The organism is Comamonas sp. Z1 (assembly GCF_008121555.1).
GTDB classification, from domain to species: Bacteria; Pseudomonadota; Gammaproteobacteria; order Burkholderiales; family Burkholderiaceae_C; genus Comamonas; species Comamonas thiooxydans.
Genome location: NZ_VOQT01000002.1, coordinates 33,551 through 57,558, shown reverse-complemented (window position 1 = coordinate 57,558; position 24,008 = coordinate 33,551). Strand labels below are relative to the sequence as shown.

Sequence of the window (24,008 nt, the reverse complement as noted above, 5' to 3'; positions counted from 1 at the left end):
CCAGTAAAATCGCTGCATGTCTGCAGAATCTGCGCCTATCAACTTGACGCACCACTTCCTGATTGCCATGCCCGGCCTGGAAGATGAGTCGTTTTCGCGCAGCGTTGTCTACCTGTGCGAGCATAGCGAGCGTGGCGCGCTCGGTCTGATTATCAACAAGCCCTCCAAGCTCAGCCTGCAAGGCCTGCTGCAAAAAGTGGATTTGGGTCTCAAGCGCGATGATTTGCGCGACCAGCAGGTCTTTACCGGTGGCCCGGTGCAGACCGATCGCGGCTTTGTGCTGCATGAGCCCATGGTCATCGAAGGCGCACCCGAGAACGAATCGGCCTATGCCTCGACCATGACCATTCCAGGCGGTCTGGAGATGACCACGTCCAAGGATGTGCTCGAAGCCCTGTCGGACGGTGCCGGCCCCAGGCGCGTGCTGGTCACGCTGGGCTATTCCTCCTGGGATGAAGGCCAGCTCGAATCCGAAATCGGCGAAAACGCCTGGCTGACCGTGGAAGCCGACCCCGAGGTGATCTTCAGCACCCCGGTGGACGAGCGCTATGACCGCGCTCTGGGCCTGCTGGGTCTGCAGCGCTGGATGTTGTCCCCAGAGTCGGGTCGCGCATGAACGATATTTCCTCTTCCAACAAGGCCGCCGATGCGGCCTTTTCCTCGACTTTTTCCTCGGCCGAAAATGCGGCTGCCAGGCCTGCAGCAGCGCCAGCACCGCAAAAGCCGGAGGTTTCGGCCCATTTTCAGCAGTTCCTGGGCTTTGACTTCGGCATCAAGCGCACGGGTTGCGCCTCGGGCAACCGCGTGCTGGGCGGCGCCAACCCGCTGCCCACCATCAAGGCCGAAGCGGCGGATGCACGCCTGGCCGCGGTGGAAAAGCTGATCCGCGAGTGGCAGCCCAACGCCCTGGTGATAGGCGTGCCCTACCACCCCGATGGTGCGGCACACGAGAACACGGCCCGGGCCCTGAAATTCGGCCGCCAGCTCAGAAGTCGCTTCAAGCTGCCGGTGTACGAGGTGGACGAACGCTACAGCACGACCGAAGCCCTGGCGGGTGGCGCACGCGACGCCGACGCGGCTTCGGCCTGCATCATTCTTGAACAGTTTTTGAGGAGTCTCCCATGAGTGAAACCATTGCAGGAAACCAGCCGGGACAAGGCAGCCTGATCCTGGACGCCGAAGCCCTGTATAGCGAGCTGCTGCGCGGCGTGCAGCGCATCATGGGCCCCAATACCCGTCTGGCGGGCATCACCTCGGGCGGCGCCTGGCTGGTCGAGCGCCTGCACAAGGATCTGAACCTCAAGGGCAAGCCCAGCGTGCTGTCTTCCTCGCTGCACCGCGACGATTTTGCCCAGCGCGGCATGGCTTCCAGCGCCCAGACCCAGATCGCCTTCGATGTGAACGGCGCCGATGTGCTGGTGCTCGACGATGTGCTCTACACCGGCCGCACCGTGCGCGCCGTGCTCAACGAACTCTATGACTACGGCCGTCCCGCCAGCGTGCGACTGGCCGTCCTGGTGGACCGGGGAGGGCGCGAGTTGCCCATCCAGGCCGACTTTGCCGCAGCGCGCGTGGCGCTGCCGGCCGACCGTTCCCTGGCGCTGGCGCGCGACGAGGGCGGTGTTTTCCACTTCCGCATTCAAGAGGCCTGATCGTGCTGTACAAGCGCAACCCCCAACTCAACAAGAACGGCGAGCTGATCCACCTGCTCTCCACCGAAGGCCTGTCCAAGGACATCCTGACCCAGATTCTCGACACGGCCAGCAACTTCGTCAGCGTCAACGACCGTGAAGTCAAGAAGGTGCCTCTGCTGCGCGGCAAGAGCGTGTTCAATCTGTTCTTCGAGAACAGCACACGCACCCGCACCACCTTCGAGATTGCGGCCAAGCGCCTGTCGGCCGACGTCTTCAACCTGGACATTGCGCGCAGCTCGGCCAGCAAGGGCGAGACCCTGCTGGACACCATCGACAACCTCTCGGCCATGGCGGCCGACATCTTTGTCGTGCGCCACAGCGAGTCGGGCGCTCCCTATCTGATCGCCAAACATGTGGCACCCCATGTGCATGTGGTCAATGCCGGCGACGGCCGCCATGCCCACCCCACCCAGGGTCTGCTGGACATGTACACCATCCGCCACTACAAGCAGGATTTCTCCAATCTGCGCGTGGCCATCGTGGGCGACGTGCTGCACTCGCGCGTGGCGCGCTCGGACATCCACGCCCTGACCACGCTCGGAGCTGCCGAGGTGCGCGTGGTCGGACCGCGTACCCTGGTGCCCTCGGACATGGCCAGCATGGGTGTGCGCGTCTTCCACAATCTGGAGGAGGGCATCAAGGACTGCGACGTCATCATCATGCTGCGTCTGCAGAACGAGCGCATGAGTGGCGCGCTGCTGCCTTCGAGCCAGGAATACTTCAAGAGCTTCGGCCTGACCGAAAAGCGCCTGGAACTGGCCAAGCCCGATGCCATCGTCATGCACCCCGGCCCCATCAACCGCGGCGTGGAGATCGACTCCGCCGTGGTGGATGGCCCGCAGGCCGTGATCCTGTCGCAGGTGACCTTCGGTATCGCCGTGCGCATGGCGGTCATGTCGATCGTCGCGGGGAATGAGGCTTGAACACCCCCTGAGCCGCTGCGCGGCTTCCCCCTCTCTCGCGATGCGGGAGGGGGACGACACCTTCGCGTCGGGGCGGCCCTAGCTTGGTGTCCCGTGCGAAGGTCGACGAAGCAAACTGCAGTTGCTGGTGGTGACGATTTTTAGAGATGTTTTTATAGCTGCTAGCGCTTGTGTGGCAAGGGCTGGAAGCCAATTTGGTGCCAAACCATGAAGATTCTGATTCGCAATGGCCGGGTGATGGACCCGGCACGAGGTTTCGACCAGCAGGCCGATATCGCCATCGATGGCAGCGTGATCGCCGCCATTGGCACGGTGCCCGAAGGTTTTGTGGCCGAGCGTGAAATCGACGCCTCCGGCCAGTGGGTGCTGCCCGGTCTGGTGGACCTGGCCGTGCGCCTGCGCGAGCCCGGTCACGAGCATGAAGGCATGTTGCAGTCCGAGATGGCGGCTGCCGTGGCCGGTGGCGTGACCAGCCTGGTCTGCCCGCCCGATACCGAACCCGTGCTCGACGAGCAGGGTCTGGTGGAAATGCTCAAGTTCCGTGCCGAGAAGCAGCACAAGTCGCGTCTGTTCCCCATGGGCGCGCTGACCGTGGGACTCAAGGGTGAAACGCTGACCGAGATGGCCGAGCTGACCGAGTCCGGTTGCGTGGCCTTCGGCCAGGCGGATGTGCCGCTGTCCAGCATCACCACGCTGAGCCGTGCGCTGAGCTATGCCAACACCTTTGGCTATGCCGTGTGGCTGCGCCCGCAGGACAAGGATCTGGGCAGGGGCGTGGCCGCCAGCGGCGCGCTGGCCACCCGCATGGGTCTGGCCGGGGTGTCCGTGGCGGCAGAGACGATTGCGCTGCACACCATCTTCGAGCTGATCCGTGGCTCGCAGACCCGGGTTCACCTGTGCCGCATCTCCAGCGCCGCCGGCGTGGAGCTGGTGCGCCGAGCCAAGGCCGAAGGCCTGAACGTGACCGCCGACGTGTCCATCAACTCGCTGCTGCTGACCGAGAACGACATCGGCTACTTCGACAGCTGTGCCCGTGTGGTGCCCGTGCTGCGTCAGCAGCGCGACCGCGATGCGCTGTCTGCTGCACTCGCGGACGGCACCATCGATGCGCTGGTTTCCGATCACTGCCCGGTGGACGAAGATGCCAAGGTGCTGCCCTTTGCCGAAGCCGAACCCGGTGCGACCGGCGTGGAGCTGCTGCTGTCCATTGCCGTGAAGTGGAGCCGCGACTACAAGGTGCCGCTGAACCGCGCACTGGCTGTCGTGACTTCGGCTCCCGTGGCCGTGCTGGGGAGCGCCCTGGGCGAGCAGCAGTCCCTGCTGGGGCAGCTCAAGGTGGGCGGCGTGGCAGATCTGTGCATCGTCGACCCCGAGGCGGAGTGGACGGTCGATCCCAAGGCGCTGCAAAGCCAGGGCAAGAGCACGCCATTCAACGGCTATGAGCTGCCTGCGCGCGTGGTAACGACTATCGTTGACGGCGCTGTCGCCTATCAACGATAGGCTCCCCCTGAGCGGCTTTGCCTAGGCGGCCCCGCCGCTTCCCCCTCTCTCGGTGCGTTGCATCGGGAGGGGGACGACACCCTCGGTGCGCGGCGGCGCTTCCTAGGTGCCTCTGACTTTGCATTGCGCCAGTCTTAGGCGCTTGCCGGTTTCATGTTGCAGCAACTGAGTCACAACGAGCCGCTACACTGTTTGAGAATCATGGCAAACGGCTTGCACAAAATCAAAACCGGCTCGCGTGCGGTATGGCGCGGACTGCGTCTGCTGGCCCATGTGGCCAAGGGCGCCTGGATCGTGGCGTTTCGCTTTCCGCAGCTGCACTACCTGCAGCAGCACGAGCATGTGCAGGCCTGGGCCGCAACGCTGCTGCTGCGGGCCGGGGTGCGACTGCAGGTCAAGGGCCTGCCGCCAGCCAAAGGACCGGTGCTGATGGTCAGCAACCATATCTCCTGGCTCGATATTCCGCTGCTGCACGCGGCGCGCCATTGCCGCTTCATCTCCAAATCCGACGTCAAGGGCTGGCCCATCATCGGCACGCTGGCGACGGCAGCGGGCACGCTCTACATCCAGCGCAGCTCGCGCCGCGATGCAGTGCGCATGGTGGGCGCCATGGAAGAGGCCTTCAAGCGCGGCGAAATCCTTGCAGTCTTTCCTGAAGGGACGACGGGCGATGGACGCAGCCTGCTCTCGTTTCACTCCAATCTGCTCGAAGCCGCCGTGCAATGCGATGCGCCGGTACAGCCCGTGGGGCTGCGCTTTGTCGATGGCAAGACAGGCAGCACCAGCTATGCCGCAACCTATGTCGGGGATGAGACCTTGCTGGGCTCCATCTGGCGCGTGCTTTGTTCGGAGCAGCTGATTGCCGTGGTGCACTATGGCGAGGCGCAGAGCGCACAAGGGCGTGACCGCCGCGCCTGGGCCAAGGACTTGCACACCGAGGTGGACAGGCTGCGCCAGAACTAGGCGCTGTGCCGGCGCTTTGCGCGCCCAGTCAAACCCTGTAGGCTGCGCGCATGCACGCCAGAGTTTTGCGCTATCTCGATGAAGTGGTTCGCCGCGGCTCCATCCGCAAGGCGGCCGAGCACCTGCATGTGGCTCCCACGGCCGTGAACCGGCAGATTCTCGATCTGGAGGCCGAGCTGGGAGCGCCGCTGTTCGACCGCATCCACAACCGCCTGCGTCTGACGCCTCTGGGTGAGATGGTGCTGACCCATGTGCGAAGCACCTTGCGCGAACATGCAGCGCTGCGCGAGCGCATTGCCGACCTCAAGGGCATGCGGCGTGGCGAGATCACTGTGGCGGCGACGTCGGGCCTGGCGGGCTCCTTGCTGCCATCGCTGGTGCATGACTTTCGCAGCAGCCACCCGGGGATGGTCGTTCGTGTCATCGACTTGCCCACGCAGGCCATTGTGTCTGCCGTGGAGGCCGGAGAGGTGGACCTGGGCCTTGCCTACGATCTCACGCCCAGACCCGGTTTGCGCATGCTGGCGGCCAGCGAATGGCAGATCGGAGCCGTCCTGCCGGTCAAGCACCCGCTGGCCCAGCATTCGTCGCTGCTGCTCAGCGAATGCGTGGGTCATCCGCTGATTCTGCCGGCACCGGCCCTGACCATACGCAGTCTGCTCAACGAAGCCTTCGCGCGCAGTGCCATCGAGGTGACGCCGGTGGCCGAGTCCACCTCCATGGCCTTGATACAGCGCCTGGTCATGCTGGGCGAGGGCATTGCCTTGCTCAACGCTCTGGATGTACTGGAGGAGCTGGATCGCGGTTCGCTGAGCTTCGTGCCTCTGCGCGATGCGCATCTGCAGCGCCAGACCCTGATGCTGTTCGTGCGCAAGGGCGCGGAGCTGAGCGCGGCTGCCGAGCTCATGGCGGCAAGCATCGAATCCGCGCTGGCGCGGCTCTACGCCAGAAAACACTGATTCACCGTCCACATTTTGTGGACATGCTTGGCTGAATTCAGCGCTATCGCGCGCTTGGGTGCCTCTCTAGACTTGCGCTTCTTGTTTAGAGAGGAAGAAACCCATGACCCTGATTGCCCTGAATGCCGACGTACTGGTCACCATGGATGCGCAACGCCGCGAGATCAAGGACGGTGCGCTGGTGGCGGACGGCCCGGCCCTGCTGTGGGTGGGTGCAACGGCCGAGCTGCCGGCGCAATACCGCCGCATGGCCGACGAGGGCCAGGCGCGCGTGCTGGACATGCGCGGCAAGGTCGTGACGCCGGGCCTGGTCAACACCCACCATCACATGTACCAGAGCCTGACGCGTGCCGTGCCGGCCGCCCAGGATGCCGAGCTGTTCTCGTGGCTGCAGAACCTCTACATGCTGTGGTCGCATCTGACACCCGAGATGATCCATGTCTCGACCCAGACCGCCATGGCCGAGCTCATGCTGTCGGGCTGCACCACGACCAGCGACCATCTGTACCTGTTTCCCAATGGCTCGCGCCTGGACGATTCCATTGCGGCTGCGCAGCAGATGGGCATGCGCTTTCACGCCGCGCGCGGCTCCATGAGCCTGGGCCGCAGCAAGGGCGGCCTGCCACCCGATGTGGTGGTGGAGGAGGAAGAGGCCATCTTGCGCGACAGCCTGCGCCTGATCCAGCAATACCACGACGGCTCGCGCCACTCCATGCTGCGCGTGGTTCTGGCCCCATGTTCGCCGTTCTCGGTGACGCGTGATCTGATGCGCGAATCGGCGGTGCTTGCGCGTGCGCACGGTGTCTCGCTGCACACCCATCTGGCCGAGAACGACAACGACGTGGCCTTCTCGCGCGAGAAGTTCGGCCTGACCCCGGCGCAATACGCCGAGGACCTGGGCTGGGTGGGGCGCGACGTCTGGCATGCGCATTGCGTCAAGCTCGATCCCGAAGGCATTGCGCTGTTTGCGCGCACCGGCACCGGTGTGGCGCACTGTCCATGCTCCAACATGCGCCTGGCATCGGGCATCGCACCCATCCGCAGCATGCGCGATGCCGGCGTGTCCGTGGCCCTGGGGGTGGACGGCAGCGCATCGAACGACGGTGCCCACATGCTGGGCGAGGCGCGCCAGGCCATGCTGCTGCAGCGCGTGGGCTACGGCCCGGCGGCCATGAGTGCCCGAGAGGCGCTGGAGATCGCCACGCTGGGCGGTGCGCGCGTACTCAACCGCGATGACATCGGCGCACTGGCTCCCGGCATGTCTGCCGACTTCGTGGCCTTCGACATGGAAGACGTCGGCTATGCGGGTGCCGGCCACGACCCCGTGGCAGCGCTGGTGTTCTGTACGCCGGCCAATGTGTCCAGCAGCGTCATCAACGGGCGTGTGGTGGTCGAGGACGGGCGTCTGCTGACCGCCGACCTGCCCGTGGTTCTGGGCCAGCACCGCCATCTTGCGCGCAGCCTGTTCGAGCGAGCTGCCGCAGGGCATTGAGACTTTTCGGTGACGGCCATCGTGGGTCCATTGCGATGGCCGGACATCGGTGTGAGAGAGATTCCAAGCCTTTGTGGCACTGGAAGAAAAGTGGGCTCGGGACTGGTGTCAGGTGACTTGGAGTGCCAGAAATTCTTTCTCGATGCTGGACACGCTATACGGCGCCGCGCATGGGCTGTATCGGCAACGGCATATGAGAGCTCCCGGTTGCGTGCTTAGTCTTGTGGCCTTCGCGGGGAAGCCTATTCCCCGGCGATTGCATACCTAAAAAACAGGAGACAAGACCATGGAAAAGCTGCTTTACGGGGTGGAAGACCGTCCGCCCAGCCTCATCACCACCACGCTGCTTTCGCTGCAGCATCTGCTCGCCGCTCTGGGCGGCATCATCGCCGTGCCGCTGGTGTTCGGTGGCGCGCTCAAGCTGCCGGCCGACCAGATCGTGGCCCTGGTCAATGCGGCGCTGCTGGGCTCGGGCATCGTCACCATCATCCAGTGCCGTGGCGTGGGACCTGTCGGCATACGCCTGCCCTGCGTGATGGGTACCAGCTTTGCCTTTGTCGGCGCGGGCATCAGCGTGGGACTGGAGCATGGTGTGCCCGGCATCCTGGGCTCTTCGCTCGTGGGCTCGCTGGTGATGATCGTCGGCAGCTTCTTCATGCCTGTGATCCGTCGCTTCTTTCCGCATACCGTGACCAGCGTGGTTGTGACCATGATCGGGCTGTCGCTCACGCCCGTCGCCGTGGACTGGGCCGCAGGCGGTGTGGGCAGCGGCAGCTATGGCGCCGTGGGCAATCTGGCGATTGCGGGCTTTGTGCTGGCGCTGGTGATTGGCTTTGTGCAATGGGGCAAGGGCGTGATCTCGGCATCGGCCGTGGTTCTGGGCATTGCCTGCGGCTATCTGCTGTGCCTGGCCCTGGGCTTGATCGATTTCACCCAGGTGCGTGAGGCGCCGATCTTCGCGATTCCCCAGCCGCTGCATTTCGGCATGAGCTTTCCGGTATCGGGCATCGTTGCCATGTCCATCGCCTTTCTCGTGACCATTGTCGAGACCACGGGTACTTTCATGGCCCTGGGGGCGGCAACACAGACGCCGATCCGTGGCAAGCGCCTGTCCAGCGGCATGCTCTGCGACGGCGTGGGTTCGGCCTTTGCCGCCTTGATGTCGAGTCCTCCTGTCTCCACTTTCGCGCAGAACGTGGGCGTGGTTTCGCTCACCGGCGTGGCCAGCCGCCATGTGGTGATGCTGACCGGCGTGATGCTGTTGCTGGCCGGTCTGTTTCCGGTGCTGGGAGCGCTGGTCGTGACGATTCCCCAGCCAGTGCTCGGCGGTGCGGGCCTGATGATGTTTGCCATGATCATCCTGGCGGGCATCCGCATGCTCAGCGGCGCAGAGCAGACGCGTCGCAGCGGCCTGATCATTGCAGTCTCGCTGGGCTGCGGTCTGGCCGTGACGGTGCGCCCCGATCTGCTCTCCAAGATGCCTGCCTTTGTGCGCGAGGTGTTCGGCTCGGGTATTACCGTGGGGGCGCTGGTGGCCGTGGGCCTGAATCTGCTGCTGCCGGGGCGTGAGTTCGATGCCCACGAGGAAGAGCTGGAGTCCGCAACGGCAGCCCCGGTTGCAACCAGTTCCGCCGCAGCCTGAAGCGCAGGCCCTGGGCGCTTAAAGCGTCATCTTGCTGTCGATGATGACCTTGCGCCAGCGCGCGAGGTCCTTGACGATGAGGTCGGCAAAGACCTTGGGCGTGCTGGGCATGGGCTGGGCGCCTTCGCTTTGCAGACGCTCGAGGATGGCGGGGCTTCGGAGCGAGGCATTGATCTGCTGATTGATCCTGGCGACCACGTCGGCGGGCATATTGGCAGGACCGACCACGCCATACCATTGGTCGGCCTCAAAGCCGGGCAAGCCTGCTTCGGCCACGGTAGGCACATTGGGTAGTGCAGGGATGCGCTGAGGTGATGAAACGGCAATGGCCTTGATCTGGCCGGAGCGAATTTGGGCCAGCACGGCAGGGATGCCGGTGAACAAGGCCTGAACCTGACCTGCCACCAGGTCATTGACGGCCGGTGCCGTGCCCTTGTAGGGCACATGCTGCATCTTCAGCCCGGCTTGCAGGCTCAGATAGGCCATGGTCATATGCGCGGCACTGCCGTTGCCCCCCGAGCTGAAATTCACTGCGCCCGGGTTGGCCTTGGCGTAGCTGATGAACGATGCCAGATCATTGACCGGCAGCGATGGATGCACGACCAGCACGTTGGGCACACGCGCCACCCAGGCCAGAGGCGTAAAGCTCTTGATAGGGTCGTAAGGCAGCTTGGGGTAGAGCGTTGGTGTAACGGCCAGCGTGCCGACATGACCCATGAGCAGTGTGTAGCCATCGGCACTGGCCTTTGCCACGCGGTCCGCGCCAATGCTGCCGCCTGCGCCGGCGACGTTTTCCGGCACCACGCTCTGGCCCCAGGCGGTCGTCAGCTCATGACCTATGGCGCGACCCAGAATGTCGGCGGAGCCGCCGGGCGTGAACGGAATGACCATGCGTATGGCCTTGCTGGGGTACTTCGAGTCCTGTGCCAGAGCCGTACCGGTCAGACTGCCCAAGGTGGTGGCCGCAGCCCATTGGCTCCATTTGCGACGGTTCAGAGTGAAGGGTTCACGTGCGGTGAAAGCGGGCATATTGTCTCCTCATGATGTTTTGCAGACAGTCTATGAGATGGCGCTCTGCCTGGCTCTGGCGCAGCCGGCATAGCTGCTATGCAGTGACTGCCTGCCAAGCCTTGGACAGGTACAGGCTCGCTACACTGCAGTCATGACTACAAGTACAGACACCCCCGTGAATCGCCCTGACATCACCATTTTTCACAACAGCCGCTGCAGCAATTCGCGCGGCGCGCTGGCGCTGCTGCGCGAGCATGGTATCGAGCCCAATATCGTCGATTACATCGCCACGCCGCTGACGGCGCCAGAGTTGGCAGAGCTGGTGGCACACCTGGGCGTTTCGGTGCGTGACTTGCTGCGTACCAAGGAAGCTCAGTTCAAGGAACTGGGTCTGGACAACGCAGCGGTCAGTGATGTCCAGCTGATTCAGGCCGTGGCTGCGCATCCGGTGCTGCTCAATCGACCCATTGTGGTCACTCCCAAGGGGGCCAAGCTTTGTCGCCCGCCGGAGCTGGTGCTGGAGCTGATCTGAACGAGGTGGGTTGCAGATTGAAAATGGCCTGAACTCCTTGAGCTGCCGATGCAAGCAGCTTCTGGTTCAGGCGCATTGGTGAATACCGCAAGCGCCTAAGTCTCGCCTAAGTGTGGACGTTCAAACTTCCCTTCAACGACACCGATCCGGTGCTTTTTTGAAAGGATGACCATGAACACAATTCTGTCCACACCCCGCCGACTGGTAATGGCTCTGGTGGCTGCAGGTGCGATTGGCGCACTGGGCGCCACCGGCGCCGGCCTGGTTGGAACCCGCAGCGCTGCCCAGGCGCAGGTGACGCAATCTGCAGCGGCTGCGCAGCCCGCAGCGCTTAACCTGCCTGTGGTGAATGCTCCCAATTTTGCGGATATCACGGCGCGCAACGGCCCGGCCGTGGTCAATATCAGCGTGGTGGGTTCCTCTCGTGCCATGAGCGACGATGAAGGCGACCAGGCCAGCGAACGTCAGCAACAGGGCCCGGGCATCAGCCCCGATGACCCCTTCTTTGAATTCTTTCGCCAGTTCGGCTTTCCTGGAATGCCGGGCGGGCAGGGCATGGGGCCACGTGCGCAGCAGCCCGATACACCCATGCGCGGCCAGGGCTCGGGTTTTATCGTCTCCAGCGACGGCGTAATTCTGACCAATGCCCATGTGGTGCATGGCGCCAAGGAAGTGACGGTCAAGCTCAACGACCGCCGCGAGTTCAGGGCCAAGGTGCTGGGAGCCGACCCCAAGACCGATGTGGCGGTACTCAAGATTGACGCCAGCGGCCTGCCCACGGTCAAGCTGGGCCAGACCAGCCAGCTGCGTGTGGGCGACTGGGTGCTGGCGATCGGCTCGCCCTTCGGTTTTGAGAGCAGCGTGACGGCTGGCGTGGTGAGCGCCAAGGGACGTTCTCTGCCCGATGATTCCTTTGTTCCCTTCCTGCAGACGGATGTGGCGATCAACCCCGGTAACTCCGGTGGCCCGCTATTCAACGCCCAGGGCGAGGTCGTGGGCATCAACAGCCAGATCTATACCCGCTCGGGCGGGTATCAAGGGGTGTCGTTTGCGATTCCCATCGAACTGGCAACTCGTGTGCAACAGCAGATTCAGGCAACGGGCAAGGCCCAGCATGCCAAGCTGGGTGTGAGTGTGCAGGAGGTCAATCAGGCCTTTGCCGATTCCTTCAAGCTGGATAGGCCCGAAGGTGCATTGGTGGCCAGTGTCGAAAAGAATGGCCCTGCTGCCAAGGCCGGACTGGAACCAGGCGATGTGGTGCGCAAGGTGGATGGCAAACCCGTTGTTGGTTCGGGCGATCTGCCGGCCTTTATCGGCCAGGCCTTGCCGGGGCAGAAGGTAACGCTGGAAGTCTGGCGCAAGGGTGAATCCAAGACTCTGAGTGCGACCCTTGGCGATGCCAGTGACAAGGCTGCGAAGGTGGCTAAGTCCTCTCCGGACGCTGACAAGGGAAAGCTGGGGCTGGCTTTGCGCCCCCTGCAGCCTGAGGAAAAAAAGCAGATTGGTGTGGACTCCGGCCTGCTGGTGGCTCAGGCCAGCGGTCCGGCAGCAGCAGCAGGTATCAGCCAGGGAGACGTGCTGCTGTCCATCAATGGCGCGCCTGCCGGAAATATCGATGAGGTGCGGGCCGCAGTCGCCAAAGCGGACAAGACCGTGGCCGTGCTGATCTGGCGCGATGGCAACAAAATCTTTGTGCCGGTGCGCCTGGGTTGAGTTGATCCCTTGCCGTATGAAAGACCGCATCCTTAGGGGTGCGGTTTTTCTTCTCTGTTTTTATTGATTAAAAACAAAAAATATCTGAATAAATGAATATTTGGTGGATTTCCACATGATGTTGTCTTGTTTCAAGAGGTAACGAGTTTCTAGAGATGTAATGCCATAGACTGCCGGGCCAACGCATTCATTCGTCTTTTTGACGCCGTGCGGTGGCGATTCGGCGTGACCGCAAATACATCGTGACGGCCCTCGGAGCAGGCGCTGCGAGGGGAGGATTTTTTGGATCAGCAACACAGTCTGCAGGTGCAAGGCCTGGGCGCTTCATATGGTCCACGCGTGGTTTTGGCCGAAGTGGATTTCACACTTCCGCAATCAGGCGTAACTGCATTGCTGGGTCCTGCGGGTACAGGAAAATCCACGCTGCTGCGCACGCTGGCCGGACTGAACGCGGTCAATCCGCGTTTTCGCAGCTGGGGGCAGGTGGTCTATTGCGCTCATCCATTGCGTATGCCTTTGAGCGCCGATGGCGTGCAGGCCTTGCCGCGCCTGGTACAGCAGCATGCCCGGCTCATGCGCGCCAACACCCTGGATGCTCTGATCGAGAAGGCGCGCCAGAGCGAGTCACGTGGGCCACTGCAGTGGCGCACGTGGGTGACTGAACAGCTGCAGCACTATGGTTTTGCCGAGCTGGCCCAGGTACTGGACAAGTCCACCATGCTGTTGAGTGCGGTGCAGCAACGCGCTGTAGCCATTCTGCGCGAGGCCTGGGCCCGGCCTGCGGTGTTGATGGTGGATGAGCCCACGGCTGATCTGGAAGGCTATGAGGCGTTTTTGCTGCTGGACTTGATCAAGCAGATAGGGCAGCACAGTAGTGTGCTGCTCGTCACGCACCATCAGCAGCATGCCCAGGCTGCTGCCCAGCAGATGCTGTTGCTCGCAGGTGGTCATATTCAGGAAGCTGCAGCAATGGCGGTGTTCACTCTGCGGCCGCTCAGTGCTGCCGGTCAGCAATTCCTGCGTACCGGCAGCTGCGCTGTCCCCATGCCGGGTACCCCTTTGAATGAGCTGGCCGACGATGTATTGCCGCCACCTCCCTTGCCTGTCGCAGCCTTGGCGGCCATTGCCGAATTTTCCGACCTGCCGGCATCTTCGGCAGCAGTGAGTGAGGCCGTTGCTCCCTTTAAATTGGAACCCGTGCTGCCTGTGCCAACGTCGGTCTCTGCACCTGCACCTGCACCTGCACTGTCGCAAGCGGCAGCGGTTGCGGCATCTGGTCTGTCCTCTGCAACCCGCTACCAGCCTCGCATCGTGAATGCGGCTGTGCTGATGGAAATGCAGCCACTGCTGGCTGCTGAAAATGCCATGCCAGCCAGCCGCGGCCCGAACGGATTTTCCTGGCTGGTGCCAGGAAGGCTGGCAGGTACGCCCTGGCCGGGTGTGGTCCATGACATGGACGCCGACCTCAAGGCCCTGAATCGTTGCGGTATCACCATGCTGATCACGCTGACGGAAAAGGACTTCCCGCAGGATGCCTTGGCCCGCAATGGGCTCAAGAACTTTCACCTGCCGGTCTATGACCACGAGCCACCGACAGTGGCACAGATGCAGATGCTGCTGGCACGCATGTCGGTCGCCCTGCGCCGTGGAGAGGTGCTTGCCGTGCACTGCCTTGCAGGATTGGGCCGTACCGGAACCGTGCTTGCCGCCTGGCTGGTACGCGAGGGCCTGACTGCCGAAGAAGCGCTGCGCCGTGTGCGATTGATTGACGCTCAGTATGTGCAATCCGAGGCACAGGAAGCGCTTCTTTATGAATTCGAAAACGCATTGCTGCAAAAGATGGCGTGATGTTTTCAAGACCACCAAAGCATGGGCGCTGCGGACTGCAAACGGCCATGACGCGAAAGATTAGCAATAGGAAAGTGAGAGCGTAATGAGTTTGGATACCGTGTTGACGCAGGCCGTGGCTTCGGTCCCCGAGTGCTTGGCCGCTGGTTATGTGGATGCTGCTTCGGGCATGTTGCTGTCGATCCGTACCGTGGATTCCCATCCGCGTGAGGTGATTGATCTGGTGGCGGCTGCTACGGCCGACCTGTTCAACGGCCCCAATGTCTCCATGATCGAGACCATGTTCAAGCGTTCGCGCGGCCTCAGCGATGATGGTCACCACTATTTTCAGGAAATCATCGTCAACAGTGACAACCTGATTCACGTCTTTCTGCGTAGCAAGGCAGTGCCCGACTATGTGGCAGTCTTTGTCTGCCGCCGTACCGCCAACCTGGGCATGGCATTGACCAAGGCACGTATGGCGATGCCGGGCATCGAAGCTGCGGTGTAACCGGCGGCCCTTCATGTGAGGTGGCGGCTTGCCCGCTTGGGGTGGAGCTGCCTCGCTTGCCGCCTTGCGGGCATGCAGTCTGCGTGCGATGCATCCTTTGTTTCTGGTGCTGGGCATTCCCGCTGTAGCGGCGCTATCCTTGCTCCATGCGTTTACTGCTCGTTGAAGATGACACCATGATCGGCCAGGCCGTGCTGGCGCTGCTGCGCGGTGAAGGCTATGTGGTGGACTGGGTTCAGGATGGCGCCCAGGCCGATACAGCCTTGCATGGCCACCAGTACGATCTGGTGCTGCTCGACTTGGGCTTGCCCAAGCTTGATGGCTTGCAGGTGCTGCGCCAGTTGCGTGCGCGCAAGGATGCCACGCCGGTGCTGGTGGCGACCGCCAGGGATGCCGTGCATGACCGCATTGCGGGGCTGGACGCAGGGGCCGATGACTATGTCATCAAACCCTATGACATGGATGAGCTGCTGGCCCGCATTCGCGCGCTAACGCGGCGTGCGGCAGGGCATCTGGATGCGGTGTACGAACATGGCGGCGTCATGCTGAACCCCAATACTCGCGAGGCCAGCGTGAATGGCCAGCCGGTCACTCTGTCTGGTCGTGAATGGGCAGTGCTGCAGGCGTTGCTGGCAAGGCCGGGGGCCACGCTGTCACGTCAGCAAATCGAAGACAAACTCTATGGCTGGGGCGATGAGGTCAGCAGCAATGCGGTGGAGGTCTATATCCACGGGTTGCGTAAAAAGCTCGGCGCTGCCGCAGTACTCAATGTGCGCGGTCTTGGCTATATGGTGCCCAGGCCATGAGCGAAAACCAAGCATTGCAGCGGTTGAAGCTGCCCGGCTCGCTGGGCGGGCGTCTGTTGCTTTTCATCGGCATGGCGATTTTGCTGGTGGCCGTGCTGCAAGGGGTGTTTGCCTATCGCAATGCACTGGCGCAGACCGATACGCTGTTCGACTACCAGATGCAGCAGACGGCGTTTGCACTGCGGGCGGGTCTGCCGGTCGATGCCAAAGGCAGACCGCAGGGAACGCCTCCCGAAGATGAAAACAACGAGTTCATCGTCCAGGTCTGGACCAATGAGGGACTGAGAATTTTCGAGTCGGCTCTGGGGGATGCCTTGCCCCAGATGGCAGTGCTGGGCTTTGCCGATGTGCCTGCGCGTGGCACGACCTATCGTGTGTTTTCACTGCAGACACGATCTCAGGTGATTCAGATTGCACAGGACATGCGCGTGCGTCAGATCCTCGCGCGTGAAGCCGCCTGGCGCAGCTTGTTGCCTGTGGTGCTGCTGTTGCCGCTGCTGGCGCTGGCCGTGTGGTGGGTGATTCGCCTTTCACTGACTCCCGTGCAGCGGGTGCGCAGGGAGTTGGCCTTGCGTCAGCCTCAGGATCTGGCACCCGTGGCGGAGCATGATCTGCCGGATGAGATGCGCCCGCTGGTAGAGGAGCTCAACAGCCTGCTGCAGCGCGTACGGCAGGCTTTTGAGGCACAGCAGAATTTCGTGGCAGATGCTGCGCATGAGCTGCGCTCGCCGCTGGCCGCGTTGCAGCTGCAATTGCAGCTGCTGCGCAAAGCAACGGACAGCTCCGAGCGCGAGTCGGCGCAGGCCCGTCTGGCGCAAGGAATCGAGCGCGCCAGGCGCCTGGTGGAGCAGTTGCTTGCATTGGCCAGGCAGGAAGCCAGGCCGCAGACTGAAGATGCACCGCTGGCTGACTTGCGCGTGCTGGTCGAGCAGGCTCTGGCTGATGCCGCGCCGGCTGCCCAGGCCAAGGGGTTGGACATGGGTCTTAGTGAAGACCCGCAGCAGCAGTCCGCATTCAGCGTGGCCGCAGACGCAGAGGCACTGGCGGTGCTGCTGCGCAATCTGCTGGACAACGCCATCAAATACGTGCCCGCCGGGGGGCGGGTTGATGTGGGCTGGTTGCAGGACGAGCACGGACATGCACTGGTGGTGGAAGATTCGGGTCCAGGCATTGCACCGGCCGAGCGCCAACGCGTCCTGCAGCGCTTTGTTCGCGGTCAGGGGGCTGGTGGCATGGCCGGCGGCAGTGGCCTGGGGCTGGCCATTGCGCAAAGCATTGCGCAAAGCAGCGGCGCCCAGCTGTGGCTTGACGAGTCGCCGCAACTGGGCGGTCTGCGTGTCAGGGTCCTGTGGCCTCAGTCCTAGTCTGACAATCGATTGCTTGAAAATACAGGCGTTGGGATCTGGCTTTCATTGCATGATTGAACGATAGTCTCAGCCGAATGAAAGTGATGATGCCTAGGCTTTGCCTGAGCTGCCGCACTCGTCGTGCGGCCGTACCCCCAAATTGCACCATGCCATCAATTATTCAACGCCTTTCCCAGACTGTCTCCGCATCTCAGAATCTGCCCAGCTTCACGCGACCTCTTCTGGAAATCATGGTGGAAGTGACTGATCTGGAGTCGGCCTATCTCACCACCGTGGATGAGGCACGCGGTATTCAGAATGTCCTGTACTCCCTCAATACGGGAGGAATGAAGATCCCCGAAGGGCTGGAGGTGCCCTGGCACGACACCTTGTGCAAGCGGTCGCTCGACGAAGGGCGTACCTTTACTGACAATGTTGGCGAGTGCTGGGGCGACTCGGATGCAGCGCGTCAGCTGGGTATCCAGACTTATGTGAGCACGCCCGTGCGTTTTTCCAATGGTGCGTTGTTCGGCACTCTGTGTGCAGCCAGCGACCATTCCGTCGCGCTGGCCGCGGAGGCCGAGGATCTGCTGCGCCTGTTTGCCAAGATCATTGCAGGCTTTGCCGAGCGCGAGCAACTGGTGAGATCGCTGCAGCATGCCAACGAGGAGCTGGCTTCGTTGGCCATGCTCGATTCCCTGACTGGATTGCCCAATCGCCGCTGCGTGACCGAGGAACTCAACCGACTCATTGCTCATTGCCGTCGCACCCGTGAATGGGTGCTGGTGGGCTTTGTGGATCTTGACCGCTTCAAGCAGATCAATGACCAGTTCGGTCATGAGGCTGGGGATGCATTGCTGCGTGCCATGGCCGAACAACTGCGATCAGGACTGCGCAGCAGTGACATGCTGGCTCGTTTCGGTGGCGATGAATTCGTCATGGTTGGCGCGGGGCCTTTGCTGGATGAAGACGCTGAGGCCGTGATCAGGGAGATGCAGCTGCGATTGAGCAAAGCCTCTGTCGCCAGCTTGCAATTGGCCGACGGTCGTGAGATCGAGTACGCAGGAGCCAGCGTGGGAATGGTCTGCTTGATGCCCGATGACACCGATGTGGATGATGCTTTGCAGAAAGCCGATGCCGCAATGTACAAGGTGAAAGCCGCAAGGCAGAGACTGCCTGAGGTGATCTGACCTGAAAAGACTCCGCAGGGAGTCTTTTTCATTGCGGCGAGACAGTCGATCGACTCTTGCAAAAGAGGGCTGAGTGCAGGCTTGAAGTCTCGGTAATAATCGTTGGCGGAGGTATCGTTTGTGAAAAATTCGCTCGCAGAAGGTCTGGACTTCGAGGATATGTTCAACCTGGCACCGGTATCGCTCTGGATGGAGGATTACAGTGGCCTGAAACAGATTTTCGATCAATGGCGGGCGCAGGGGGTGAGCGATCTGCTCAGCTTTCTCAAAGAGGATCCGGAGCGGCTCAGGCTTTGCAGTCAGTCCTACAAGGTGCTGCGAGTCAATCAGTACACGCTGGACCTGTTCAAGGCCGAAGATGAGGAAACCCTGAAGAACCGGCTCAGCGAGGTCTTTCGCGGCGACATGCTCGACAGCATCATGAACGAACTGGTCGCTCTCTGGGAGGGGGTGCTCAGTTTCGAGACCCGTTCGGTCAACTATGCCCTGGATGGACGGCGGCTCGATGTGCAGGTGAGGGCGCGTGTGCTGCCGGGCTACGAGCAAAGCTGGAGCCGGGTGTTGGTCTCCCTGGAGGATGTGACGGCGGAGGTGCAGAGCACGGTGAAGCTGCAGCGCAGCGAGCAATACGCCAGAGACTTGTTTGAGTACTCTCCGGTGTCACTGTGGGTCGAGGACTTCAGCGTGGTCAAGCGCCTGATGGACGATGTGAGAGCGCGCGGAATCACCGATTTCCGGACTTTTCTGAAAGTGCATCCGGAATTCGTCACCCGCTGCATGCAGGAAATCCAGGTGCTCGATGTCAATCGCCAGACGTTGCAAATGTTCGGTGCCGAGAGCAAGCAGCAACTGCTGCAGAATCTGTCCAAGGTCTTCAGGGGCGAAATGTACGATTCGTTTGCCGAGCAACTGATAGACCTTTGGGAGGGTAAGCTGGTGCAGCAGCGGGAAGTGGTGAACTACGGGCTGGCTGGCGATGTGCTCCATATTCATATGGAGTTCGCCATCATGAGCAGCCATGCGGAAAAGTGGGGTTTGGTTCTGCTGTCGCTCGTGGATATCACCGCTCGCAAGAAGGCTGAGGCTTATCTTGAATACCTGGGCAAGCATGATGTGTTGACCCAGTTGCGCAACCGCGCTTTCTATACCGAAGAGCTCAACAGGCTGTCGCGCAAAGGGCCCTGGCCCTTGTCCATGCTGGCCATAGATATGAATGGACTCAAGGTCGTCAACGACGAGCATGGGCATACTGCAGGCGATGCCATGCTCAGGCGTATGGGCGAAGTTCTCTCCAAGGCAGTGGATGCGCCGGCCTGCGCCGCCCGCATCGGCGGCGATGAGTTTGTCGTGCTATTGCCGGGAACCGATGAACGCGGTGCCGTGGCATTGCAGGAGCGCATCTTGTCCTTGCTGGAGTTGAACAATCAGTTCTATCCGGGTCACAGCATCCAGGTCTCCATGGGCCATGCCTGTGGCCTGGAAGGCACGCCGATAGAAAGCATTGTTCAAGGGGCGGACAAGGCCATGTATGCTGAAAAAGCACGCCTTTACCGGGACAAGGAGCGCGACAGGCGTGTGAGCTCAGCCTGAGCTCGGATATGCGTCAATCAAGTTCCACTTCGCGTTGCGGTCTGACCCGCTGGCGGGAGCCTGCAGTGGGTTGGGACATCCCAATCTGTCGAGAGAGACAAAGGTGATCTGCCAAGTGTTGGAAGTGCCACCAGACACAAGAGTTCTTCATGGCTGCTTGAGTCCTGCCTTGAAATATCACGGGAGAAGTCTATGAAAGTCATCGGGCTTGCCATGTTCGCCGCAATCGCCGTCAGTGCCTGCAGTTCTGCGCCATCTCAAGATGCAGACCGTGAAGTTGCATTCACCTGTGCAAACGGGGAATCCATTTCGGTGCGTTTCTCGCCTGCCAACAGCAAAGCAGTCTTGATACGTGGCGGTCAAGACATAGAGCTTCCACAGCAGCCAAGCGGCTCCGGATTTGTTTACAGCAACGGGCCCAATACCATCCGAGGAAAAGGACTGGATCTGACGGTAGAGGTCGGCCGCATGGTGCCGATTCAATGCAAGGCCCGGTAAGAGGCCCTCTGACTATCGCCGGAATTCCACCGCATCCATGCGCATGTGCTCGGTTGCGGGCGCAGACCCTTGAGACGCATTTGGCGTTCGCAGCCATCTGGCGCTGGAGTTTTCTTGAGTGCTTGGCCTTTGCCGCAGGGTTATGGTTCCAGCTGTTTTTGCAACTCCTCGACGAAGCATTGCGTGCGTTCCGAAGGTGCCGAATGACTGGGCAGTGCCAGCACTACCTCTACTGAGCACTCGGGCAGGAACGGTTTGATGCAGAGGCTTGACGCAAATGTTGCCGCCACGTAGGGGTTCACCACGCCCAAGCCCGTACCTTGCGCGGCAAGGCAGCAGATGGTCGAGGAGTAGGTGGTTTCCACCGTTGAGCTGGGCCGGACATCATGCTCAAGCATGGTTCGCTGCAGTTGCAGGTAGATGTTGTCATCCGAATTCAAGGTCAGCAGCAGCTGATTTTCCAAGTCCTGGACATGCAGGCTGCTGTGCTGTGCCAGCGGATGGCCTGGATGCATGACGCAGACGGCCTGGGTCTGGTGCAGAACGCTTGCGTTGAGCTCAGGGGAGCCAATGGCCATGGTGCTGACGACCAGGTCAAACTGACCGTGCAGCAGTCCTTCCCGAAGATGTGTGGTGCCTAGCGTCTGCAGGCTGATGTGTGTACCCGGGTAGTGCTGCAGAAAATTGTGCAGGGCCGCAGGAACGATGGACAGTCCCAGTGCCGGGGTGCAGCCTATGCGCAAAGTGCCTGCACCGAACTGCCGCAGCCCCTGAAGGTCGCGCTCAATGCGGTCCAGTCCTACGAAATGTTGCTGCACCGTCGAAAAGAGCTCCCGTGCCTCTGCAGTCGGGCGCAGCCGCCCTTTATGCATATCAAACAGCTTCAGGTCCGCGCTGGTCTGCATTTGAGCCAGCAGACGGCTGATGGACGGCTGCGTGGTGTGCAGCAGCTGCGCAGCGGCGGTCGTGGTGCCGGTTTGCATCACGGCACGAAATGCTTCAATTTCTTTAAAACTCAAAGGGCGTGGCATGGCGCAATCGGTTTGATGCTGAGGAGGAAGGGTATACCAACCACGTATAGATGAGTTTGAAAAATGAATTTTTCCGAGTAGGTTAGGCTTTCTACACTGACTTCCATACGAATAAGTGCATGCGTTTTCAGGAATTGAGGGCGCATCAATCAATCCAAGGAGTCATTAGATGGTTTGCATTAGCGCTCGTCGCTCTCTGTGTCTGGGAGTGCTGGCTGCCGCAACGTTGGCGAGCGTCGGCTCGGCCTGGGCTGAAGGCAGCTCCGCATATCCCAATCCTGCTCGTCAAATTCGCATCATCGTGCCGTTCACTGCGGGTGGCAGCTCGGACGTGCAGGCCCGTATGCTTGCCGACAGACTCGGTCGTATGTGGAATCAAGCCGTGGTGGTCGAGAACAAGCCAGGTGCAGGCGGCCATCTAGGTGGGAAATATGTGTCCGATCAGCCGGCGGACGGCTACACGCTGATGGTGGGATCCATCGGATTGCATGCTGCTTACGGGGTTTACAAGAAACTACCTTACGACCCTGCCAAGGAGTTGCGCGTTGTCACCGTGCTGGCGGAGATGCCTCATGTCGTGGTTGCAACCCCCAATCTGCCGGTCAAGAATCTGCAGGAGCTGACCGCGCTGGCCAAGAAGGATCCAGGCAGCATCAATTTTGGCTCTGCTGGCGTGGGCTCGTCGGTTCACATGATGGGAGAGCTGTACAAGCTCCAGTCAGGCGCTCCCATTGTTCATGTCCCCTATCGCGGCAGCTCGGCAGCGCTCAACGATTTGCTTGGCGGCCAGATCCAGCTGATGTTCGAGAACCCTCCGACAGTGCTGGCTCATGTCAAGGGCGGCAAGCTCAAGGCGTTGGCGGTGACCGGCAACGAGCGCCTGGCGGCGTTGCCGGATGTGCCGACGACCGGTGAGGCAGGAATGAAGGACTATGTGGCCACATCGTGGACCACGGTTGCCGTGTCCTCCAAGGTGCCTGAGGCCCTGGTGCACAAGCTCAGTGAAGACATCCGCAAGGTGGCCAATACACCCGAGTTCCGCAAGGGGCTGCAGGATCAAGGGATGAGTGCCGTGGCCAATACCCTGGCAGAAGCGCAAAGCTTTGTGGCCAAGGAAAAGCAGCGTTGGGACCAGGTGATCGCTGCCGGAAAGATTACGGCGAATTAACCAGAGCCGGGCTTCTTCATGCCCTGCATCGCTTTCGAGTCGCAGCCAGTCGCTGCGACGCTACTGCTTGATATCCAATGACGACCTCTTCTCATTCTTCTTTTGCTCCCTGCCGGCGCGTGGGTGACGGCAGCCTTCATCATTTCTTCGGCTATTACAATAAGTCCAACTGGGACAAAGGCAATCGCCTGCTGGCAGCCCAGCAAACGCCCTGGATGGACATTTACCTGACGCCAGAGGTCAAGGCCACGATTGGCTATTTCGACACTCAGGACGGTGACCGCTTTCACGCAGTGGGCGAGACCGGTGCCTGGAACTTCCAGATGGGCAGCCAGCTGCAGTGGCTAGACGGCGCACCGGGCCGCAAGCTGATCTATAACGATCGCACGGGCGATATGTCAGCCCGTTACCCGGGCTTTGGCGCCGTGGTGGTGGATGTGGATACGCAAGAGCGCCGAGTTCTGCCCATGCCCGTGTATGTGGTTGCACCCAGCAGTGCCTGGGCGCTGTCGGTCAACTACCGGCGCCTGTACATCACGCACGAGACCATTGGTTACAGCGAGCCGGGCCAGCCTTTTGAATTGCCTCTGGCGCCCGCAGATGACGGCATCTGGTGCATGGAGCTGGCGAAAGGTGATTCCCGGTTGTTGGTCAGCTATGAGCAACTCAAGGCATTCCATCATGTGTCGTCGATGGACAAGGCCATCCACTGGGTCAGCCATATCGAGATCAACCCGGCTTCTTCGCGCATCCTGTTTTTGCATCGATGGTCAGAACGTGTGAAGGATGAGACCTGCTTTCTGCATCGCCTGATCACCATGAACCCGGACGGTTCGGACATGCGCTTGCTGGAGTGCTCCGATCATCCGCTGCCGCAGCTGGCTGACGACTTCGACCCCAGTGCCGTAGGCACGTTTGACTATGAAAAGTCGCAATACCAGATCTCTCATCCCTTGTGGCAGGACAACGAGCACATCATTGTCTGGGGGCCACATGCCGGCGAAATTCACTACCACCTCTATCACGATGTTGAAGGAGGTGAGGTGAAAGTGATTGGTCGCGATGTACTGGTGGCAAACGGCCATATGACGTTCTCGCCGGTCAGTACCCGCTGGATGCTGAGTGACACCTATCCCGACGACAGGACACACGAGCGCTTTCTGTTCCTTTTCGACATGCAGACCGGCGAGCGTCGCAATCTGGGCAGTTTCTATGCCACTCCGGAGCTGAGCAAGGAAAACCGCTGTGACCTGCATCCACGTTGGAGTCGTGATGGCAAGCAGGTATGCATTGACTCGGTGCATGAGAGCCAGCGCCAGATGTATGTACTGGATGTCTCGTCGATCGTGGAGGCGGCCTGAAGGTTGAAAGCGGCGCCATCGGTGATGATGGTTCTGGTGATCCGAGCTGCGGTGTGCTTCAAGAGGGAAAATTCCGGCGCTCGATGCCTTCGTCTGCGCGAGTGAGCTGCCGCGAAGGAGCTCTGGGCGTTGAGGGCTGAGATGCATGTCCTTGTGGTGCACAGCAAGTACGGCTCTGCTCCATGTGCTGGCGCTGCTCTCGGTAGCTGCAGACTTTGTCTTCGGCGTGCATGAGAGCTCAGGCGACTGGG

At 61.3% G+C, this 24,008-nt stretch carries 21 protein-coding genes and 1 pseudogene; 20 read left to right on the top strand and 2 right to left on the bottom strand.

Translation table 11 applies throughout. From position 1 onward, the window contains the following. Positions 1–16: 16 nt before the first annotated feature. The 9 genes and pseudogenes from FSY45_RS03675 to FSY45_RS03630 all read left to right on the top strand — a co-directional run bounded on the left by FSY45_RS03675 (position 17) and on the right by FSY45_RS03630 (position 9,173). Positions 17–616, top strand: a complete 600-nt coding sequence (locus tag FSY45_RS03675; RefSeq protein ID WP_003071169.1) for a YqgE/AlgH family protein — start codon at positions 17–19, stop codon at positions 614–616. Then, entirely contained in the window at positions 613–1,125 is a 513-nt protein-coding gene (ruvX, locus tag FSY45_RS03670; protein ID WP_046461792.1) for a Holliday junction resolvase RuvX, read from the top strand. The genes FSY45_RS03675 and ruvX overlap by 4 nt, the downstream gene beginning before the upstream one ends. Then, on the top strand, positions 1,122–1,652 hold the full coding sequence (gene pyrR, locus FSY45_RS03665; protein ID WP_003071172.1) for a bifunctional pyr operon transcriptional regulator/uracil phosphoribosyltransferase PyrR: 531 nt from the start codon (positions 1,122–1,124) through the stop codon (positions 1,650–1,652). The genes ruvX and pyrR overlap by 4 nt, the downstream gene beginning before the upstream one ends. 11 nt (positions 1,653–1,663) lie before the next feature. Next, a pseudogene (locus tag FSY45_RS03660) lies at positions 1,664–2,617 on the top strand (aspartate carbamoyltransferase catalytic subunit); the annotation flags it as partial. A 207-nt stretch (positions 2,618–2,824) separates the two neighbouring features. Further along, positions 2,825–4,117, top strand: coding sequence for a dihydroorotase (locus FSY45_RS03650; RefSeq protein ID WP_046461791.1), 1,293 nt, complete (start codon positions 2,825–2,827; stop codon positions 4,115–4,117). A 201-nt stretch (positions 4,118–4,318) separates the two neighbouring features. After that, a complete protein-coding gene (locus FSY45_RS03645) occupies positions 4,319–5,080 on the top strand; it encodes a 1-acyl-sn-glycerol-3-phosphate acyltransferase (protein ID WP_046461790.1) in 762 nt (253 codons plus the stop codon). A gap of 50 nt (positions 5,081–5,130) precedes the next feature. Then, positions 5,131–6,039, top strand: coding sequence for a LysR family transcriptional regulator (locus FSY45_RS03640; RefSeq protein ID WP_034363549.1), 909 nt, complete (start codon positions 5,131–5,133; stop codon positions 6,037–6,039). A 103-nt stretch (positions 6,040–6,142) separates the two neighbouring features. Next, positions 6,143–7,531 carry an 8-oxoguanine deaminase gene (locus FSY45_RS03635; RefSeq protein ID WP_003071180.1) on the top strand — a complete coding sequence of 463 codons (1,389 nt, stop codon included), beginning with the start codon at positions 6,143–6,145 and terminating at the stop codon, positions 7,529–7,531. A 286-nt stretch (positions 7,532–7,817) separates the two neighbouring features. Continuing rightward, entirely contained in the window at positions 7,818–9,173 is a 1,356-nt protein-coding gene (locus FSY45_RS03630; RefSeq protein ID WP_003071182.1) for a uracil-xanthine permease family protein, read from the top strand. Between the two features lie 18 nt (positions 9,174–9,191). On the opposite strand, the gene FSY45_RS03625 is transcribed toward FSY45_RS03630, so the two are convergent. Next, on the bottom strand, positions 9,192–10,202 hold the full coding sequence (locus tag FSY45_RS03625) for a tripartite tricarboxylate transporter substrate binding protein (RefSeq protein WP_046461789.1): 1,011 nt from the start codon (positions 10,200–10,202) through the stop codon (positions 9,192–9,194). A gap of 133 nt (positions 10,203–10,335) precedes the next feature. Between FSY45_RS03625 and arsC the strand changes: the two genes are divergently transcribed. The 9 genes from arsC to FSY45_RS03580 all read left to right on the top strand — a co-directional run bounded on the left by arsC (position 10,336) and on the right by FSY45_RS03580 (position 20,197). Then, complete coding sequence (gene arsC, locus FSY45_RS03620) at positions 10,336–10,716, top strand: arsenate reductase (glutaredoxin) (RefSeq protein WP_046461788.1); 381 nt, start codon at positions 10,336–10,338, stop codon at positions 10,714–10,716. Positions 10,717–10,887: 171 nt separating this feature from the next. Further along, positions 10,888–12,429, top strand: a complete 1,542-nt coding sequence (locus FSY45_RS03615; protein ID WP_046461825.1) for a Do family serine endopeptidase — start codon at positions 10,888–10,890, stop codon at positions 12,427–12,429. Between the two features lie 282 nt (positions 12,430–12,711). Further along, positions 12,712–14,277, top strand: a complete 1,566-nt coding sequence (locus tag FSY45_RS03610; RefSeq protein ID WP_046461787.1) for an ATP-binding cassette domain-containing protein — start codon at positions 12,712–12,714, stop codon at positions 14,275–14,277. Between the two features lie 85 nt (positions 14,278–14,362). Further along, positions 14,363–14,767 carry a hypothetical protein gene (locus tag FSY45_RS03605; protein ID WP_012839717.1) on the top strand — a complete coding sequence of 135 codons (405 nt, stop codon included), beginning with the start codon at positions 14,363–14,365 and terminating at the stop codon, positions 14,765–14,767. A 146-nt stretch (positions 14,768–14,913) separates the two neighbouring features. Next, positions 14,914–15,573: a response regulator transcription factor gene (locus tag FSY45_RS03600; RefSeq protein WP_034363552.1), complete on the top strand. Its 660-nt coding sequence runs from the start codon at positions 14,914–14,916 to the stop codon at positions 15,571–15,573. Beyond that, a complete protein-coding gene (locus FSY45_RS03595; protein WP_003071194.1) occupies positions 15,570–16,937 on the top strand; it encodes an ATP-binding protein in 1,368 nt (455 codons plus the stop codon). Before FSY45_RS03600 ends, FSY45_RS03595 begins: the two co-directional genes overlap by 4 nt. Before the next feature lie 149 nt (positions 16,938–17,086). Beyond that, positions 17,087–18,109, top strand: coding sequence for a sensor domain-containing diguanylate cyclase (locus tag FSY45_RS03590; RefSeq protein WP_012839715.1), 1,023 nt, complete (start codon positions 17,087–17,089; stop codon positions 18,107–18,109). 120 nt (positions 18,110–18,229) lie between these two features. Then, positions 18,230–19,699, top strand: coding sequence for a GGDEF domain-containing protein (locus FSY45_RS03585; RefSeq protein WP_046461824.1), 1,470 nt, complete (start codon positions 18,230–18,232; stop codon positions 19,697–19,699). A 192-nt stretch (positions 19,700–19,891) separates the two neighbouring features. After that, positions 19,892–20,197 carry an MliC family protein gene (locus tag FSY45_RS03580; RefSeq protein WP_003071202.1) on the top strand — a complete coding sequence of 102 codons (306 nt, stop codon included), beginning with the start codon at positions 19,892–19,894 and terminating at the stop codon, positions 20,195–20,197. A 140-nt stretch (positions 20,198–20,337) separates the two neighbouring features. Here the strand turns inward: FSY45_RS03580 and FSY45_RS03575 are convergent, their stop codons facing one another. Next, positions 20,338–21,228, bottom strand: coding sequence for a LysR family transcriptional regulator (locus FSY45_RS03575; protein WP_046461786.1), 891 nt, complete (start codon positions 21,226–21,228; stop codon positions 20,338–20,340). 169 nt (positions 21,229–21,397) lie between these two features. Here FSY45_RS03575 and FSY45_RS03570 point away from each other — a divergent pair, with 169 nt between their 5' ends. Continuing rightward, positions 21,398–22,396: a tripartite tricarboxylate transporter substrate binding protein gene (locus FSY45_RS03570; protein ID WP_003071208.1), complete on the top strand. Its 999-nt coding sequence runs from the start codon at positions 21,398–21,400 to the stop codon at positions 22,394–22,396. Between the two features lie 77 nt (positions 22,397–22,473). Next, positions 22,474–23,757 (top strand): hypothetical protein, encoded by a 1,284-nt coding sequence (locus tag FSY45_RS03565; protein WP_046461785.1) that lies wholly within the window; start codon positions 22,474–22,476, stop codon positions 23,755–23,757. Positions 23,758–24,008 lie beyond the last annotated feature (251 nt).